The following is a 15,286-nucleotide window of genomic DNA, read 5'->3' on the forward strand; positions in this document are numbered from 1 at the left end:
GCTTTTATCCCTTCGTCACGGTCATGTAGGTGCTCAAACCGTCTGCGCTGCCGATGGTTTGGAACGTGTCGCCTTCATAGCCGCCGTAGATCGTGTCGCCGGCGTCGCAGTAGACGCGGGTCTGGAAGATCAGACCGGGCAGGTAGTTGGTCAGCGTGCCGTTGCCGCCACCGTTGTACGACGGCAGCTTCACCGGGTTCGGCGAACCGCCGCGGCCAGCGAGCTCGGCGTCGATCCAGACAGTGAGCGCGTAATCGCCGCCGCCGGCCGCGGTCGCGCTGTTCTTCTTTACCGCGATCTCGACGTTGTACGCGCCGGGCTCGGAGACCTTCACTCCGCCGTTATTCGGAGTCAAGTTCTGCGACAACCGCAGCGGCGTGTCCATGTACGTCGACGGGAACTTCTGCCCCGACGTCAAAGTCACTGTGCCCGAGGTAGACAGCCGGGCCAGCTTGCAGAAGGTGCCGACCGTCGGGGCGGGTGTGTTGTCGTTGGCGACGAAGTGCGAGATATTCGGCACGCGGGTAGTGATCAGATCGTTTGCAGTGTTGGAGATTCCGAACCCTGTCCACACGTGTGCGTCGCTGACGGCCGACACGTTCATCTCGTCCATCTCGTTGGCGACCACCTGGCCGTTGACGAGGAACTGGAAGAACCGCGGGTCGTCCGCCACGCCGGCGACCACACTCATGTAGCTGTTGGGGGTGATCGTCTGAGCGACGCCGAACCAGTAAGGCGCGTCGAGAGTGTAAGTGCCCCCGACCCACCCGAATCGGATGGACTTCCCGTTGAGCCACGCGATGCAGTACTCGGTCGGGTTGGTCGGATGGTTCGCGCGGAACACCCAGTAGACGCCCCGATTGTGGTAGCTCAGCCCGTACATCGCGGCCTGGCGCGGCACCACCAGCGACACCTTCGGGTAGTGCGTCATGAGCGAGTCGACGCTGTACATGAACAGCTCGCGGCCGGTGACGTTCGCGAACTCGAGGGTGTCGCCGTCGTTGGTGATCTGCTCGGCTGTGTCGTTATCGGCGAACTTCGTGAACTGCGGCGGAATGCTGGGCGCGGTGGTGTCCGACACCGTCACAGAGAACGAGCGACCCGAGTTGCTGGCGCCCTCGATGTCTGCCTGCAGCTGCGCGACGCCGGCAGCCAGGTTCGTCAGCTCCTTCGACTTGCCCAGACCCAGTTCGAAGAAGTCGCCGAGACCGGGGAACGCCCAGCCGGTATCGGGCGCGTCCTGCTTATTCCACGAGGCGAGGAACGCGGCGATCAGGTCGGCCAGGCCGCCCTTCGCGTCGCTGGCCTCACCCGCCGTCGTCTGCGTGTCGTCGAAGAAGTCGCCGAGCGCCTCTTCCAGGTCTTCGAACAGCCAGCCCACCAGCGGCAGCCCGGTCAACACCTTCATGATGACCATGCCGATCGACTGCGCGAACTCGCCGACCACGTCGAGACCCTCTTGGAAACCGTCGACGAGCGCGGACGGGATGACGTTGGCCGGGGTCTGCTTGACGGTGCGCAGATCGGTGAACGTCGCAGCGCCCGCCGTCGCGCCGATGAACGACAGCTGCGGCACAACGTAGTCGACGGCGGCCGAGGTGACCGTGTAGTCGCCAGTCAGCTCGGCCCACGTCATCGTCGCCGTCCCGGTGGCCGACACCGAACCGATCGTCTTCTGCTCGATCAGCACGCCGCCCGACGAGAACGCCAGCAGGTCCAGCGATGCGACCGCGGGGCCGGTGACGCCAGCCCAGAAGACACCGACGCTGACCTTCACGCCCTGCTTCTCGCTGACCCGGGTCGACGGCAGGCTGATGATCTGGTCAGTGCCGTTGCCGACCGCGCGCAACCCGTTGCCCAGCAGCGTGCGCTTCAGCGTCGGGTCGAGCGACCAGCCGGCGGTGCGATCACCGGGCAGGGTTACGAACGCGCCGTTGCGCTGCACATTCGGGGACTTCAGCGTCAGCGCCGACAGCGGCACCATGTCGCCGCGCAAGAACCCGAACAGGTCGGCGAATCCGTCGCCGTTGCCCGCCTCGAGCTCGGCGCGGGTCGGGAACCCGTCGCCCTTGCCGGTGAGCAGCTGCAGCAGCCGACGCAGCGGAGCGAAGATGTTCTGGATGGTGATCCACAGTTGGGTATCGCCGTCGTAGGTGCCGAAGATCGCCTCAACGAAGTACGTGAATTGCCCGATGACAGGCAGACTTTCGATGAACTCAAGCAGCAGGTTCGGCAGATCTTCGGGGCCCTGAATGTCGGCGGGGTCCGCGTTGGCGACCGTCGAGCTGAAGTTGCCGAAGAACCGGGTCAGCACGCCGAACGGCGAAATGTCGTTCTCGGGGTTGCCGCCCGTCGAGCCCTCGAAGATGCCTGAGAACCGGTCAGCCGCGCGGCGCTTCATCGCCGCCGGGCTCATGTCCTGCGTCTTGTCCTCGATGTCGTCGAGGGTCAGCGCGCCCTTCGGCAGGTTCGGCACACCGCCCGGTGTGGTCACCTCTTGACCGCCCGGGCCCGCGCGGCGATCCGCTTCGGAGGTGTCGGCGCTTCCGCGGTGCGCGCCGCGTACGGCTCAGCCTCGGTGTGCGCGACCTGCTCGGGTAGCTTCACCGACTCCTGACGCACACCGTCTTTGATCCACGCCGGCACGTGCACCGCGTCCGCGTCGACGTGCTCGGTCTGCCGGACCCCGTAGGCGACCAGCTGGGCGGCGAGATCGCCGATGACGGGCTGCAGCATGTGCAGCGGCATGTCTGTCGCAGTGAGCAGCGCCGAGGCAAGCGCGCCGCCGATCTCTTTGGTCTGCGCGTCGATGTCGTCCATCGGCGGGATCTTCTTCGGCACCGGCTGCCCGGTCGCGTCGACAGCGGCCTCTGTCAGCACGTCGGCCGACTCCGGTGTGGGAATGGGGTTTTCGGTGCTCACCACAGTCCAATCTGGTTGAGGCCGCCCATTGCCCGGGCGGTCAGCTCGGCGATCCGCTCGATCGCGTCTTTCTTCGGTCGGGTGTCGCCGAACTCGGCCTCGATCGTCAGCCCCTGTGAGGTGCCCCAGTCGATGATGAGTTTCCGGTTGCGGCGCACGAACACTCGCGGCATCAGGTACTTGGAGGTGCCGCCGACGCGGTCACCGTTCCACCAGTGCCCGTGCCCGTTCGCGCCGATCAGCCACGGGCTGGCGTTGGCGACCTGCATCGTGAACGACGTGTCGGGGTCGGTTTCGCGGCGGCGGCGGCGGAGGTCCATGATGCTGGCCGCGGTGAACGCCTGCGTGACGTTCGTGCTGGCCGTCTCGAGGTAGTGCCCCCAGCCCTGTTTCGACACGCGCAGCAGCAGCGGCACGCTGATATAGGCCAGGATCGAGTCGCGGTAGATCGGCTCGAGGAACGCGTTCATCGCGCCACCGAGCGATCCGACGGTGATGTTGATGCCGGCGCCGAAACTGATTACGGCAGAGAGGTTGTCGCCGAGAACGTCGCCGCCGTAGTTGATGGCCGCCCCGATAAGCTCGTTCACGCCAGGCATCGACTGCCCGCCCACGGTGATGCGGCCCGGGCCGCCCGGCGAGCGGGAAAACTCGCTGGTCTGGATGCCGGTGATGTCGCCGTCGCGGTACACCACGTAGGGGTCTTCGGGCTGCGTGCCGAGGAACCCCGGCAGCCGGTAGCCGGTCTCGTCGATCGTCTCGCCGGTGAACAGATCGTAGCTGTCCTCAACGTGGTTCGACAGCAGATCAGCGAACGTGCGCGTGAGGCCGGTGAACAGGTTTCCGCCCAGCGAGGTCTTCTTCCGGAACCCCGACTTGTCGGCGATGCGGACCATCAGTGTTCCGCTGCGCCAGCCCGTGCCGGCGCCCGGCCACGGCTCAGGATCACCGTCGAGCCAGCGCCGCAGATCCCACTGCAGTTCGGCGTCCTCCATGATCGGCGCCGCGACTTCGTGAATTGAGGTCTTGATGTTGCCGACGACCAGGGCGAGCGGCGCCGTGGTGGGGTTGAAGATGCGCGGCGCGACGACGATCTGGGACTGCTGCCAGAACCCGCGCAGCGCGTCGACGACGCCCTCAACCGTCCAGTTCGCGGGATTCAGCAGCTTCAGCAGCTCGCCGATGTTGAGGTTCGTCAGCTTCAGCCGCAGCAGGTTCGCGACCATCGTGAGCAGGATCGCCTGATCGGCCTGCAGGTACAGCATCCACGCCTTGGGCTGCTGGATCAAACTGATCGGCAGGAACGGATTACCTGCTGTGTGAACGTGTTTCAGCTCTTCGATGTCGTCGAGGAAGTAGATCGTCACCTCGTCGCCGTCGGGGCCGCGGGTGACGCTGACACCGTTCTTCGAGCGCATCCGGCCGCCGATTCGGGCGCCCATTGTCTCGACGATGATGTGAATGTTGCTGGTGCCGCGGGACTCTTCGTCGAGCGCCCAGAACGCGGCCCACGTGCGCCGCGGATCGTCGAGGTCGATCGGCAGGCGCAGCGTGATCAGGCCGGTCTCGTTGATCTCCTGAACGAGGTTCCCGGCGTTCTCCCCGTAGACGGTGCCGCGGTACACCCAGTCGCCGTCGTAGAGCTTGACGACGGGCCGGTCGTAGGCGCGTTCGATGCGGTATTCGCGGACCTCGCGAGCCCACTCGGAGAAGTCGTCGTGGTCGGTGCCGGTGAACGGCTCGGCGAAGGTCGCGCCGGTCACGCCTCGAGCCCGCTTTCAGCCGACCAGAACCGGCGCTGACGTAGCGTCGCCTTGGATCCGGCCGGGCCCTTGCAGATCACCGGCATCAGCACCGGATCGTCTTCGGTGCCCGTGTACGGCGGCACCGCGTAGAGCGGCTCGACACCGTTGAACAGGCCAGCTGCGTTCGACAGGTCCGCGCTGACGTAGGTGTCCATGAACGGGTCGACCATCACCGACAGCAGCTGTGTCAGCTTCGGGGTGACGATCATGCGTGCCGCGTCCTGGCCGACAGCGCGGTTCCACTTCCGTTCCTGATCGAAGCCGAAGTCGGGGAACTGCCATTGGTCGGCCGGATCGAACTCCCACTCGAACCACTCGAACTGGTCGGTGGGGTTCCACACCTCGAACCAGCCCGTAGATGGCGCGTAGTCGATCGTGACGCTCTTGGTCTGGCCGAACAGTCCTGAGCCGTCGAGGTTCGCTGTGGAGCTCGTCAGCACGCCGTTGGTGCCGACGGCGAACACCACCAGGTAGTTGCCCGGGGTGCCGGTCACGGTGACCTTGCCCGCGCCCACCGATGGCAGCTTCTCGAGCGACGCCTGCACTTCGGCCGCGCTCGCGTTGTACGCCAGGCCGGGGGTGATCGTGAGGCTTCTGCCGATGCCGGTCAGGCTGCCCGCCGATCCGGTGAGAGTGCCCGACACGTTGGAGAACACCACGACGTAGTTGCCGGGCGTACCGGTCACGGTGACGTTCCCGGCACCGACCGACGACAGGGCGGCGAGCGCCGACTGAACCGCCGATACGGGCGCGTTGTAGGGAAGGCCGGTTGCGGTCTGCCCGCCGAAACTCAGGGGGAACGTGCCGCCCGATCCCGTCACCACGAGGCTGAACCGGTCGTTGGTGGTCTGCCCGCCGAACGTCAGGGGGAAACGGCCGCCGGTGGCCACCACGGCGACAGTGAACCGGTCGTTGGGGTTCTTCCACTGCGACGCGTCCTCGCGGCCCTCGTACATCGGGTTCAGCGCCACGCACGACGCCACCGCGTGGTACTCGTAGTCGATGTCGGCGTCGAAGCCGTCCGTCGTCGTGTAGACGATCTCTTTGGCCAGGCGCAGCGTCAGTGACCTCGGCCCCGACGGGCCGTCCCAGGTGGCTTTCACCTTGCGCAGGTTGTGCGGAGTGCCCCACAGGCGCTGAAACCGTTTGCGGCTCTCGGGAGTGAGCCAGAACGGCAGCACCGGCTCACGGATCGGCACCTCAATTCCGACCGCTCGGCCGCCGGTCTCGAATGCACCCGACTGCGTGCGGAGCTTGAACGCGGTGTCGTACATGCCCTGCGGGTCGGTGTCGAGAATGATGTCGTCTTCGAGATAGTCATCGGTCGGCGCGGAGATCACCACGGAATCGCCGTTGTCCGACTCGAGCGTGATGGTGCTGACGGGCATCTAGAACCTGTCCAGTTTCGTTGCGGCGCGCTCACGTTCAAGACGAGTTGCCTTGACGAACGCGTCCTCGGTGTCGCGGGCGTGGATGTTCCACACGGTGGTCGGTGCCGGTCCGGGCTGTTGGCCGGCTCGGCGGCCGTGCTCGGGGCCGTTGTCCAAGGGCGGCAGTGTCGCGGCCGGCGTCGCCGACAGCGGCGCGGCAGAGCCTCCCCCGCCCCCGCCGAAGGAACCGAGCGGGTTCGAGCCGTCGAAGATCTTGTTTCCGGCGCTGTCGCTGATACTCAGGCCGCTGACGAACGTCGATGCCGCCTTTAGCCAGCCGGGAGCATCGTTGACGCCCAGCACCCCGAGCGCGGACTTCACCTGGCCGCCGGCCAGCTCGCCCAGCGCGGGGCCGAGGTCGCTGGCGCGTTCGTCGCCGCCGGCAAGGGCCGTGCCGAGCCCCGACAGCGGCAGCGCCGCGGCCTCCGAGATGGACGACGGCATGCCCGGTCCCTTCGCGCCGGACGCCGTCGGACCGGGCATGGGCGCGAGGCTCGCATCGGAGTACTGGCCAGCTGCTGTCTCGTCAGCAGTCGCCGGGTTGATCACGCCCGGGCCGGACGCATCAGCCGGTGCGCTCGCCTGCTTGGTGGTGTACGTGTTCGGCCACGCGCCCGGGCCCTGAACCTGCAACGTGGCCTCGGCCGCCGCGATCTGCTGCTCACGGCTCGCCAGGTCCGCGCGCGCTGGCGCGCCCTGCGGCTTGAACGCGTCCCACGTCGACTGCGTGAACTGCAGCCCACCGAAGTAGCCGTTGCCGGTGTTGATGTGCCAGTCGCCACCCGACTCCTTCTGCGCGATGGCGTCCCAATCCGGCACCGTTCCGCCGAGCGCGCCACCGGACTTGCCACCCTGCAGCGCGCCCCGGAGACCGTTCGCGATGCCGGGCCCCGAGAAGATGTGGACGTGGTCCATGTGGTTGTCGGTGGGGCTGCCGCGGTCGGGCATGTCGTAGCCGCCGCCGCCCGGGTAGTACAGGTGCTGCCGCCAGATGACCCACTTCAGGTCGATGGCGTCGGCGTTGGACAGCGCGAAGTCCTTGACGGCGTCGCCGGCTGACTTGTTCCCGCCGACCATGACGTCGAGCGCGCGGCCGGTGGAGTGCTCGTTGAAGCCGTCACCGCCCGGCCGGTACCCGCCAATGTCGCTGATGCCGAACCGCTGCCGGATGATGTCGCGGAGCTCTGACGTGCCTTCGACGAGGCCGCCGCCGGCATAGCCGGGCAGCGGGAGCCGGCCGTTGTTGTTCATGAAGTCGAGGAGGCCGGGGTACGCGTTTTCGATCTTCGTCTGTGACGGCGCCTTGATGACGTACTCCTTGCCGTGCACGACGCCGGCGATCTTGTCGACGGGGAGGCTGCCGGTGTAGCCGCCGGCCGACAGACCCTTCAGCGTCTTCCCCCAGCTGTTGAGCTTGTCGGCGCCGGGAACGCTGAAGCCAAACACCTCGGTCGGGACGCCTTCGAGGAAGCTGCCGAGCATCTTCAGCGGCGCCTTGATTACATCGACCAGGCCCGAGAATGCCTGTGTGACACCGGTCTTGATCGCGTCAGCGCCGCCGACCACCCCGGACTTGAGTGCATCCCAGCCAGACTTGAAGCGGTCGAAGATGCCGCTAACGAAGTCCCACGCAGTACTGAACGCCGTCTTGATGCCCTCCCACGCCGGCGTAATCGCGTTGTTCCACAACCACATTGCGCCGTCGCCGACCGTGCGCCACGCACCCGCCCACAGGTCGAAGACGATCTTCATGCCGGTCCAGGCGGTCTGCAAACCGGCGCTGATTCCCTCCCAGGCGGGTTTGAGGGCGTTGTTCCACAGCCACATCGCCACAGCGCCGATGCCTTCGAACGCCGCCTTGATGCCTGGCCACAGCGTTTGCGAGATCCAGTCCCACACCGCGGAGACGACGGTCTTGATGCCGGCCCACGCGCCCTGCACGATGTTGCGGAACGTCTCGGAATGGTTGTAGGCGTAGACCAGGCCGGCGGTCAGGCCCGCCAGCGCCAGGATAATCAGGCCGATCGGGTTCGCGTTTAGCGCCGCGTTGAGCAGCCACTGTGCACCGGTGATGACGCCGGTGGCCGCCGATCCGGCCAGCAGCGCGACACGGTGCGCAGCGAGTGCGATCGCGTTGGTTCCCAGCGATGCTGTGCCCGCGCCCGTTGCCGCGGCGAACACACCCTGAGCGACCGACGCCGCGGCCATAGCTGTGTTCCACACCAGCATCGCCGCGCCGATCCCCTTGGCGGCCAGAGTGACCGCAAGGATCACCGGGGCCATCGGCCCCAGGTGCGACACGATGGTGGCCAGGGACGGCGCAATCGCGGCGAGCACCGTTGACCACGGCCGGAACGAATCAACGATCGACGGCAAGATCGGCGCCAGGTTCGACATCACCTGACTCAGTGCCGGCATCAGCTCGCGCGCCATGGCCATGATGCCGGGCGTGGCCTGGCCGATCGCGTCACCGATGTCTCGGAAACCGGGCGCCAGCGCGGGAGCCGATATCTTGCCGAGATCTGCCAGGGTGCTGAAGATCGGACTCAGCACGTCGGAGACGCTCGAGATGATCGACTTCACTGCGGCGAAAGTGGCTTCCATCTGGCCGGGGCTGATGTTGGCCAGCCAGTCGCCGAGCCGGCCGAGCTGCGTGTCGATGGCCGTGCCCACATCGGCGAACGTCTTGCCCGCGGTGCCAGCGAACGACAGCAGACCCGTCACCAGGCCGCTGAGACCGGAGTCGGGGCCCTTGAACGCTGAGAAGAACGTGCCCGTCGCCGCGATCATGTCGTCAAAAGCCTTGCGGCTCTGCGGCCCAGCCAGAGTGTTGACGATGTCGACGCCAATGCCGCCGAACAGGGTGGACAGGCCGGCCAGTTTCGGCTTGATACCGTCGATCAGGCCGCTGAACGTGCCGAATGCCGGCTCCAACGCGGTGGTCAGGCTATCGGTGATCGTCTGCCTCAAACCCTTCACAGAGTCGAGCACTGGTGCGATTCGCTGCCCGATCATCAGATCGAATGGGTCGACGCCCGCCTGGCCCTGGTTCTGTGCGTCGGCGACCGCCTGCATCGCGTCGGCGAGCTGGTTCTGAGAGTCGATGACGGCCTGGTTGGCGTCGGCGACGCGCTGCTTGGCGGCCACCACCTCGTCGGAACCCTCGACGCCCTTGGCGTTCTGCTCGGCAGCCTTGTCGGCGAGATCGCCGTTGGATTCCTGCACTTCGGCGAGACGCTGCTCGGCCTCCTGAACGCGCAGGATCGCGCGCTCGCGGTCGATCATGTCGAACGACTGGCCGTCTTTGCCAAGGTTGTTCAGGTCGCGCCGCGCCTCGATCAGAGACAGTTGCGCGTCCTTCTCCGACAGCGCGGCACCGGCCAGCGTCAGCCGCATGTCCTCGATCTGCTCGACGGCATCTTTCCGCGCCCGCGTCAGGTCACGCTCGGCATCGCGAGAATCGCGCTTGGCCCGCTCCACCGACTTCTCAGCGGTCTCAACCTGCTTGCTGGCCGACGCCACCGCCTTGGCCTGCGACACCCCGCCGTCGCTCGACTCGTATGCCTTCACAGCATCCTGCAGCCCCTTGACGCCCAGGCCCAGCGTGAGCAGCGCGGGTCCGAGAATGCCCGACGCCGCGCCGGCGGCCACGCCCATCGCGGCAGCCAGTGCTGTCAGCGCCGACACCATCGGCCCACCCAGCAGCGCCGTCACGCCGGTAGCCACGCCCAGCAGCGCCGACAGGCCGATCGTGCCGACAGCGGCGTACTTGCCGATGTTGTTCAGGATCGACAGGCCGCGGCCGACTGCGTAGAGCACGATCAGCGACGACGTGACGCGTCCGATGTCGCGGGCCGCGCCGCCAGCTGCACGCGACACCAACCCCAAGCCGGCGGCGAGGCGGCCGACACCGCCGCCGCCAAGCATGGCCACCGCGCCGCCAGCAGCAAGCAGCGACCGCGACATCACTTGTGCCGCAGCAGAAGCCAGCTTCGTCCCCGTGGCGATGGCACCAACGTTGCGCAAGATCGCCGCGCCGCTGGACACCGCGGAATCGAACCCCGACGACAGCCCCTTGATGCCGGACGCGATGCCCGCAGCGAGGCTCGAGCCAAAGCGTTGGCCGGTGCGCGACGCGTTGGCCGAGGACAACTCATCCTCAACCTGGCGATGCAGACCGCTGGCGATGCGGGCGCCAGCGATGCCCTGCTTGATGTCGCGGCCGGCGCGCACACCCGCAGCGCGCGCGCCGGACACATCGACGTCGACATCGATCGACAGGTCGCGCGCCTGCCGAGCGATGTACTCACGCACCCCGCGCAGCGACGGGATCAGCTGCAATGTTGCGTAACCGATAGTCGTCACTTCACATCACCCCAATCCGTATGCCTTCTTGCGCTTTTCGTACGTGGCCCGCAGCTCGGCGAGCCGCGCCTGCTTCGCGTCGTTGCGGGCTTTGGCTTGCGCCGCCGCCCGAACCGGATGGTCGACGAACCCGCCCCGGCGGCCCTCGTTGGCCTTCTGCGCCCACAGGTCCGCGAGCAGATTCGCCTCATTGCCGTACGGGATGCGGCCATCGTTGAGAGCTCGTACCGTTGCCGACTCGACCGGCAGCTGCCGCACCAGCACACGCACCCGGCGAAGCGACAATGCGCCGCGATACAGGTCGAGCAAGTCGACTTGGTAGAACCGCAACAGGTCAGCCTCTATCGCGTCACCGTGCTCGTTGAGCAGGTGATAGAGGCCGGCTAGTTTCCCCCGAGCTCCTCAAGCTTCCGGCCCAGATCGGCGAAGTCGCCGAGTGTGGGCCGCTGCGCAACGAAAGCCGCCCACTGCTCCGGACCGAGCAGCAGACGCAGCCCGGCCGTCTCCGCATCCTCTGGGCGAATCTCGAGGCGCGCCAACGCCTCTTCGTCACCGTTAAGGACTAAGAATGCGTCCAGCGGCATGTTTTCGCCCACGGGGATCTGCAGGGTGATCCCGCACCTTGCCTCAACAGCCACGTACCCATCGGTCGCCTCGGCCTCACGCTGCTTGGCTGCAGCCGTCTTGGCCGGCGCTTTCTTGGCCGGCGCCTTGCGCGGCTTGCGATCCTGCGGCTTCGGCGCGTGATCCGGAATGCGAGACGTCCGCTTCGCCGGAGGCGTCCGCTTCGCGGGGGCGCTCACGCGACGCTCACGGTGCCGCCGGTGCCGGCCGCGGCGACGCCGGTGACCGGGCCGGTGAACGTGACGACCAGGGGGCCGCCGTCGGGGCCGGTCACGGTGGCGCCCGGCGCGGGCAGCGCCTGCACCGACGACAGGCCGCGCAGCGCGGTCTGCAGCGCGGCAGCGGTCTTGGCGTTGATGGCGCCGGACGTCACGCCGGTGACGGTGGTGGTGTAGGACGTCACGCCCGCGGCGATCGTGTACGTCTTGGCCACGTCGTCAGTCGACGCATCGGTGACCTGGAAGATGTCGCCGCTGGCGTCGGGGCTGTGGTGCAAGGTGATGTCGGCCCACGACAGTTCGCCGTCGATGATGCCGCCGTGCCCCTTCAGCTCCGCCGCCGCGGGGCGCAGCGCGGTCCAGATGATGGTGCGGTCCTCGTCGGCGAACTTGTACAGCACGTAGACCTGGACATTGCGCGGGTTGCCGATCTTGTTGGGCGCCGAGCCGGGCAGCACGACCTTCTTGGTCACCGCGTTCGTCTCGAGCACCGTGAAGCCCGTGTTGAGCTTGCCGTTGCGCAGCTTCGTCCGGAACTTCGGGTGGCCGAACGCGTCGTACTCCTTGACCTCGATCGACGGGTCGAGCGGGATGCCCTTCTTGTCGTCGACCAGGCCCGAATGACCCCAGCCGAGGGTCGAGAGGTCTGCCGTCACCGAGGTAGGGATGAACGGCGTGATGTCGTTGTTCGGGACGTCGGACTTCAGCAGCAGCCACACCTCGGCCTGATCCGGGATCAGGCTCTGATCGGGGTTGATGATTCCATTCGGCATGCGAATTCCCTCCTTCAAGGGCGTTGCGAATTGCCCTCGCGGGCTTCGACACCTCCACCCGGGCGGGCGAGGCAGATCAGTGCGCGCTACTGCGGCACAGCGGTGCGGGCGCGTGTCCGCACGGTGAACGACGCAAGTTCGCCCTTGGTCTTTGGGTCGCGGGCGTCAAGCACGCCGGTGCCGGGCAGGACCGCGGCGATACCGGGGATGCGGGCGGTCAGCAGCCGGGCCAGCGCGGCGTGCGCGTAGGTGCGGTCACGACCCCCCGTCCACGACGTCACGCGGATCGTCGGCGACGTCCCGACCGGCCACACGGTCAGCGGGTCGCCGTCGTCGGCCACGATCAGCGCTGGCTCAGAATCCACCGTCCACTTCGCCGGCAGCTCAAGAGCGACAATCAGGTTCGGAAACCGTGTCGCCAGATCGTCTTTCAGCCAGTCCTTGATGACCTGAGCCACGTCGATCGGCTCTCGGCTTGTCACCTGGGGTGCACCTCAAGGCCGACTGCAGCGGCGGCGCGGGTCAGTACGCCGTCCTTGGCCTGCTGCTCAGCCGGGACGCTGATCGCCGCGGCAGCGCGGTCGGTCGTGTAGAAGTCGACGACGGCGTCTTCACCCGCGGCAGCACCGACCTTGCGGGCCACATCGTGCACATACCTCGCGGCGATGTCTTTCAGCACTTCGGCGCCGCCGGCCTCGTCGAGCTCGAAGCTCATCCCTGCCCCCGGTTGCACAGCACCTCGACGACGCCCCGGCCGGAATGCTCCCAGCCGTTGACGACGATGCTGAACCGGTCGCCGCGCACCGTCAGCTCGTCGTCGTTCTTGATGTCCGTGCCCAGCGGCAAATACACGGTGTAGGCGGTCGATTCACCGTCTCGGCCGCGCTCGACGAACTCCGACCCGCCACCCGGGGCGACGACCACCGGTGTCAGCGGCAGGTCGGGCACCTCGGGTGTGAGCTTGCCGTCGTTGTCGCGGGTCCGGCCGCGGTGACGGATGACCTTCTCGGTCATGCTGGCGCCTCGAGTCGGTACTGCTCGAGCAATGATCGTTCGACGACGCTGAACGCCGAGCCTGCTGCCAGCGCCTCTACGGGCCACTGGACGGGGCCGATGACGTTGGGCCGGCCGCCGGTTGGCGCGTGTGACGAGCGGTCGATGAACGACAACACCGCGGCGTTGAAGTCAGCGGCATCATCGAACCCGTGGTCCATCGTCACCGTGATCGCGCCATAGTTGCTGGCCCACAATCCACATGAGCGTTTGCGCACCAGGCCGCGGGCCGACCAATACAGGTCGGTGTCCACGTCGAGCTCGACACCGTTCTCGGTTACCGACTTCAGTTCGACGAGGCGCAGCGTCGGCAGCACCAGCAGCCCCGACCCCGGCCCGTCAAACGTCACCTCGTCGTCCTCGACGAGGGTGACCTGCCACCCACAGAAGCGCCGCGCAGCCGCCAGACCGAACGACAGCAGACGTTGCGTCTCCGCATCGTCTTTCGCCAAACGGCCTGACGTGTACTGCGCGACGTCTTCCGGGGTGAGCTCAGGCATCAGGACTTGTTGTCCTCGGCGCCCTTGTTGGCCGGCGTCGCCGACTTGTTCGCCGGAGTGGCCTGCTTGTTGGTGGACTGGGCCAGCTTGGCCTCTTCGGCCGCCCGGGCTTCGGCCGCGGCTTTCGCCTTGGCCTCTTCCTCGGCCTGGCGGGCCTCGGCTTCAGCTGCGGCAGCTTCGGCCTCGGCGGCCTTGGCCTGGACAGCCTCGACCGAATCCGATGCCTTCAAACCGCGTTCCTTCGCGTCCTCGTCGGACAGCTGCACCGTGTAGGGGCCCGCGGGGCCCATGACGTTGTACTCACGCATCGCTGTGTTCTCCCTTGTCTCTCAGGTGATCCGGTTCCGCGCGACTTACGTCGTGCCCAGCGTGACCTTGCACAACCCGAGCGGCTTACGGAGCGCCAGCGCGCCACGCTCTTCCGCACGGATGGTGATCAGGTTGTTGTCGAAGTCGTCGACGTTGGAGTTCGTCGACTCGACCCGGACGCCACCCTTCTGGTAGAAGGTGGCCGCCGACGCGAATGCGCCGACCAACGGCGTACCCGCGGCGATGGCCGGTGTGACCACCGTGCGCAGACCCCACAGCGGCGGGTTCTCAGGGACACCACCCATGCCGTACTGGCCAGCGAAGAATCCGCCGCCGTAATACTGCTGGTTGCCGTCCTTCTTCAAGCGGAACGCCTGGTAGTCGGTCGGGTGGATGATGATGCCGTCGGCGGGCAGACCCGAGTTGACCGAAATCTTCGTGATGGCACGGAAGATCGCGTCGGCGTTGTCGGCGATCGACGCCCCCGTCTCGGTCTGGATGCCGGATCGGTTCATCAGGCCCAGCAGGTTCTGGCCGGTGCCGTTGCCGTTGAGGATCTGCTGCTCTTCGAACCAGCCGAGGTCGTAGAGCAGACGGGTGTCGATCTCCGACTTCAGGAACTCGGCGTCCTCGATGAACTCGTCGGTCAGCTTGATCCGGCCGGCGATCTTCTTCAGGGCGTCGACCACCGCCGTCGGGTTGACGTAGTGCATCAGCGGCTTCAGGCCGCCCTCGGCGACGGTCGCGAACCCGCCCTCGCGAGCACCTTCCACGAGGTAGCTGATCGCGTTGCCCGACACGGTGCCCGCGCCCAGGAGATCGCGGACGGTGAGTCGCGGCCGGAACGCCTGAACGACGGTGCGGTCGTAGTCGGTCAGCAGCGGAACGCCAGCCGTCCAGCCGCCCACCACGTGGGGGTCACCGGCGGCCTTGAATTCCGGTGCGGCGACCGATGCCTCGTTGACGCCCTTGATCTCGAGCATGCGGGCGTGCGCGTGCTTGACGAAGTGCTCGCCGAGAGACTTCGCGGCCTGCGGCTTGCCGCCGCCATTGCCCTCGTCGCGCTTCTGCTCGGGCGGCGCCATCGCGTCGAGCGCGGCCAGTGTCGCCGCCGACTTCTCGCCCGCGGCGATGTGGGCCTTCAGGCGGTCGATCTCGGCCATCTTGGCGTCGAGATCCTTCTGCTCGTCCTCGTTGAGCGCGCGCCCCTCGGCGCGCGCCTTCTCTGCGACCCCGCGAGCGTCCTTGATGAGCGCTGCGAGCTGTTCCTTGGGATTCATCCCAGTT

At 67.1% G+C, this 15,286-nt stretch carries 14 protein-coding genes; all 14 read right to left on the reverse strand.

Going from position 1 to position 15,286, the window contains the following annotated elements; genetic code table 11:
* Positions 1–4 precede the first annotated feature (4 nt).
* The 14 genes from ACZYYX_RS16985 to ACZYYX_RS17050 all read right to left on the reverse strand — a co-directional run bounded on the left by ACZYYX_RS16985 (position 5) and on the right by ACZYYX_RS17050 (position 15,279).
* A complete protein-coding gene (locus ACZYYX_RS16985) occupies positions 5–2,494 on the reverse strand; it encodes a DUF7257 domain-containing protein (protein WP_463815713.1) in 2,490 nt (829 codons plus the stop codon).
* Entirely contained in the window at positions 2,491–2,922 is a 432-nt protein-coding gene (locus ACZYYX_RS16990) for a hypothetical protein (RefSeq protein WP_463815714.1), read from the reverse strand. The genes ACZYYX_RS16985 and ACZYYX_RS16990 overlap by 4 nt, the downstream gene beginning before the upstream one ends.
* Entirely contained in the window at positions 2,919–4,685 is a 1,767-nt protein-coding gene (locus tag ACZYYX_RS16995; protein ID WP_463815715.1) for a Gp37-like protein, read from the reverse strand. The genes ACZYYX_RS16990 and ACZYYX_RS16995 overlap by 4 nt, the downstream gene beginning before the upstream one ends.
* Positions 4,682–6,115, reverse strand: coding sequence for a hypothetical protein (locus ACZYYX_RS17000; protein WP_463815716.1), 1,434 nt, complete (start codon positions 6,113–6,115; stop codon positions 4,682–4,684). Before ACZYYX_RS17000 ends, ACZYYX_RS16995 begins: the two co-directional genes overlap by 4 nt.
* Positions 6,116–10,522, reverse strand: coding sequence for a transglycosylase family protein (locus tag ACZYYX_RS17005; RefSeq protein ID WP_463815717.1), 4,407 nt, complete (start codon positions 10,520–10,522; stop codon positions 6,116–6,118).
* 6 nt (positions 10,523–10,528) lie between these two features.
* Positions 10,529–10,852: a hypothetical protein gene (locus ACZYYX_RS17010; RefSeq protein WP_463815718.1), complete on the reverse strand. Its 324-nt coding sequence runs from the start codon at positions 10,850–10,852 to the stop codon at positions 10,529–10,531.
* A gap of 53 nt (positions 10,853–10,905) precedes the next feature.
* Entirely contained in the window at positions 10,906–11,325 is a 420-nt protein-coding gene (locus ACZYYX_RS17015; protein WP_463815719.1) for an adenylosuccinate synthase, read from the reverse strand.
* Positions 11,322–12,137 carry a hypothetical protein gene (locus ACZYYX_RS17020; RefSeq protein WP_463815720.1) on the reverse strand — a complete coding sequence of 272 codons (816 nt, stop codon included), beginning with the start codon at positions 12,135–12,137 and terminating at the stop codon, positions 11,322–11,324. Before ACZYYX_RS17020 ends, ACZYYX_RS17015 begins: the two co-directional genes overlap by 4 nt.
* An 86-nt stretch (positions 12,138–12,223) precedes the next feature.
* Positions 12,224–12,619 (reverse strand): hypothetical protein, encoded by a 396-nt coding sequence (locus tag ACZYYX_RS17025; protein WP_463815721.1) that lies wholly within the window; start codon positions 12,617–12,619, stop codon positions 12,224–12,226.
* Positions 12,616–12,852 (reverse strand): hypothetical protein, encoded by a 237-nt coding sequence (locus tag ACZYYX_RS17030; RefSeq protein WP_463815722.1) that lies wholly within the window; start codon positions 12,850–12,852, stop codon positions 12,616–12,618. Before ACZYYX_RS17030 ends, ACZYYX_RS17025 begins: the two co-directional genes overlap by 4 nt.
* Positions 12,849–13,151, reverse strand: coding sequence for a hypothetical protein (locus ACZYYX_RS17035; protein ID WP_463815723.1), 303 nt, complete (start codon positions 13,149–13,151; stop codon positions 12,849–12,851). Before ACZYYX_RS17035 ends, ACZYYX_RS17030 begins: the two co-directional genes overlap by 4 nt.
* Positions 13,148–13,690, reverse strand: a complete 543-nt coding sequence (locus ACZYYX_RS17040; RefSeq protein ID WP_463815724.1) for a hypothetical protein — start codon at positions 13,688–13,690, stop codon at positions 13,148–13,150. Before ACZYYX_RS17040 ends, ACZYYX_RS17035 begins: the two co-directional genes overlap by 4 nt.
* Positions 13,690–13,998, reverse strand: a complete 309-nt coding sequence (locus ACZYYX_RS17045; protein WP_463815725.1) for a hypothetical protein — start codon at positions 13,996–13,998, stop codon at positions 13,690–13,692. The genes ACZYYX_RS17040 and ACZYYX_RS17045 overlap by 1 nt, the downstream gene beginning before the upstream one ends.
* 45 nt (positions 13,999–14,043) lie before the next feature.
* Positions 14,044–15,279, reverse strand: coding sequence for a phage major capsid protein (locus tag ACZYYX_RS17050; RefSeq protein ID WP_463815726.1), 1,236 nt, complete (start codon positions 15,277–15,279; stop codon positions 14,044–14,046).
* Between the last annotated feature and the right edge of the window lie 7 nt (positions 15,280–15,286).

It is taken from the genome of Mycobacterium sp. IDUB_1, from assembly GCF_055419625.1.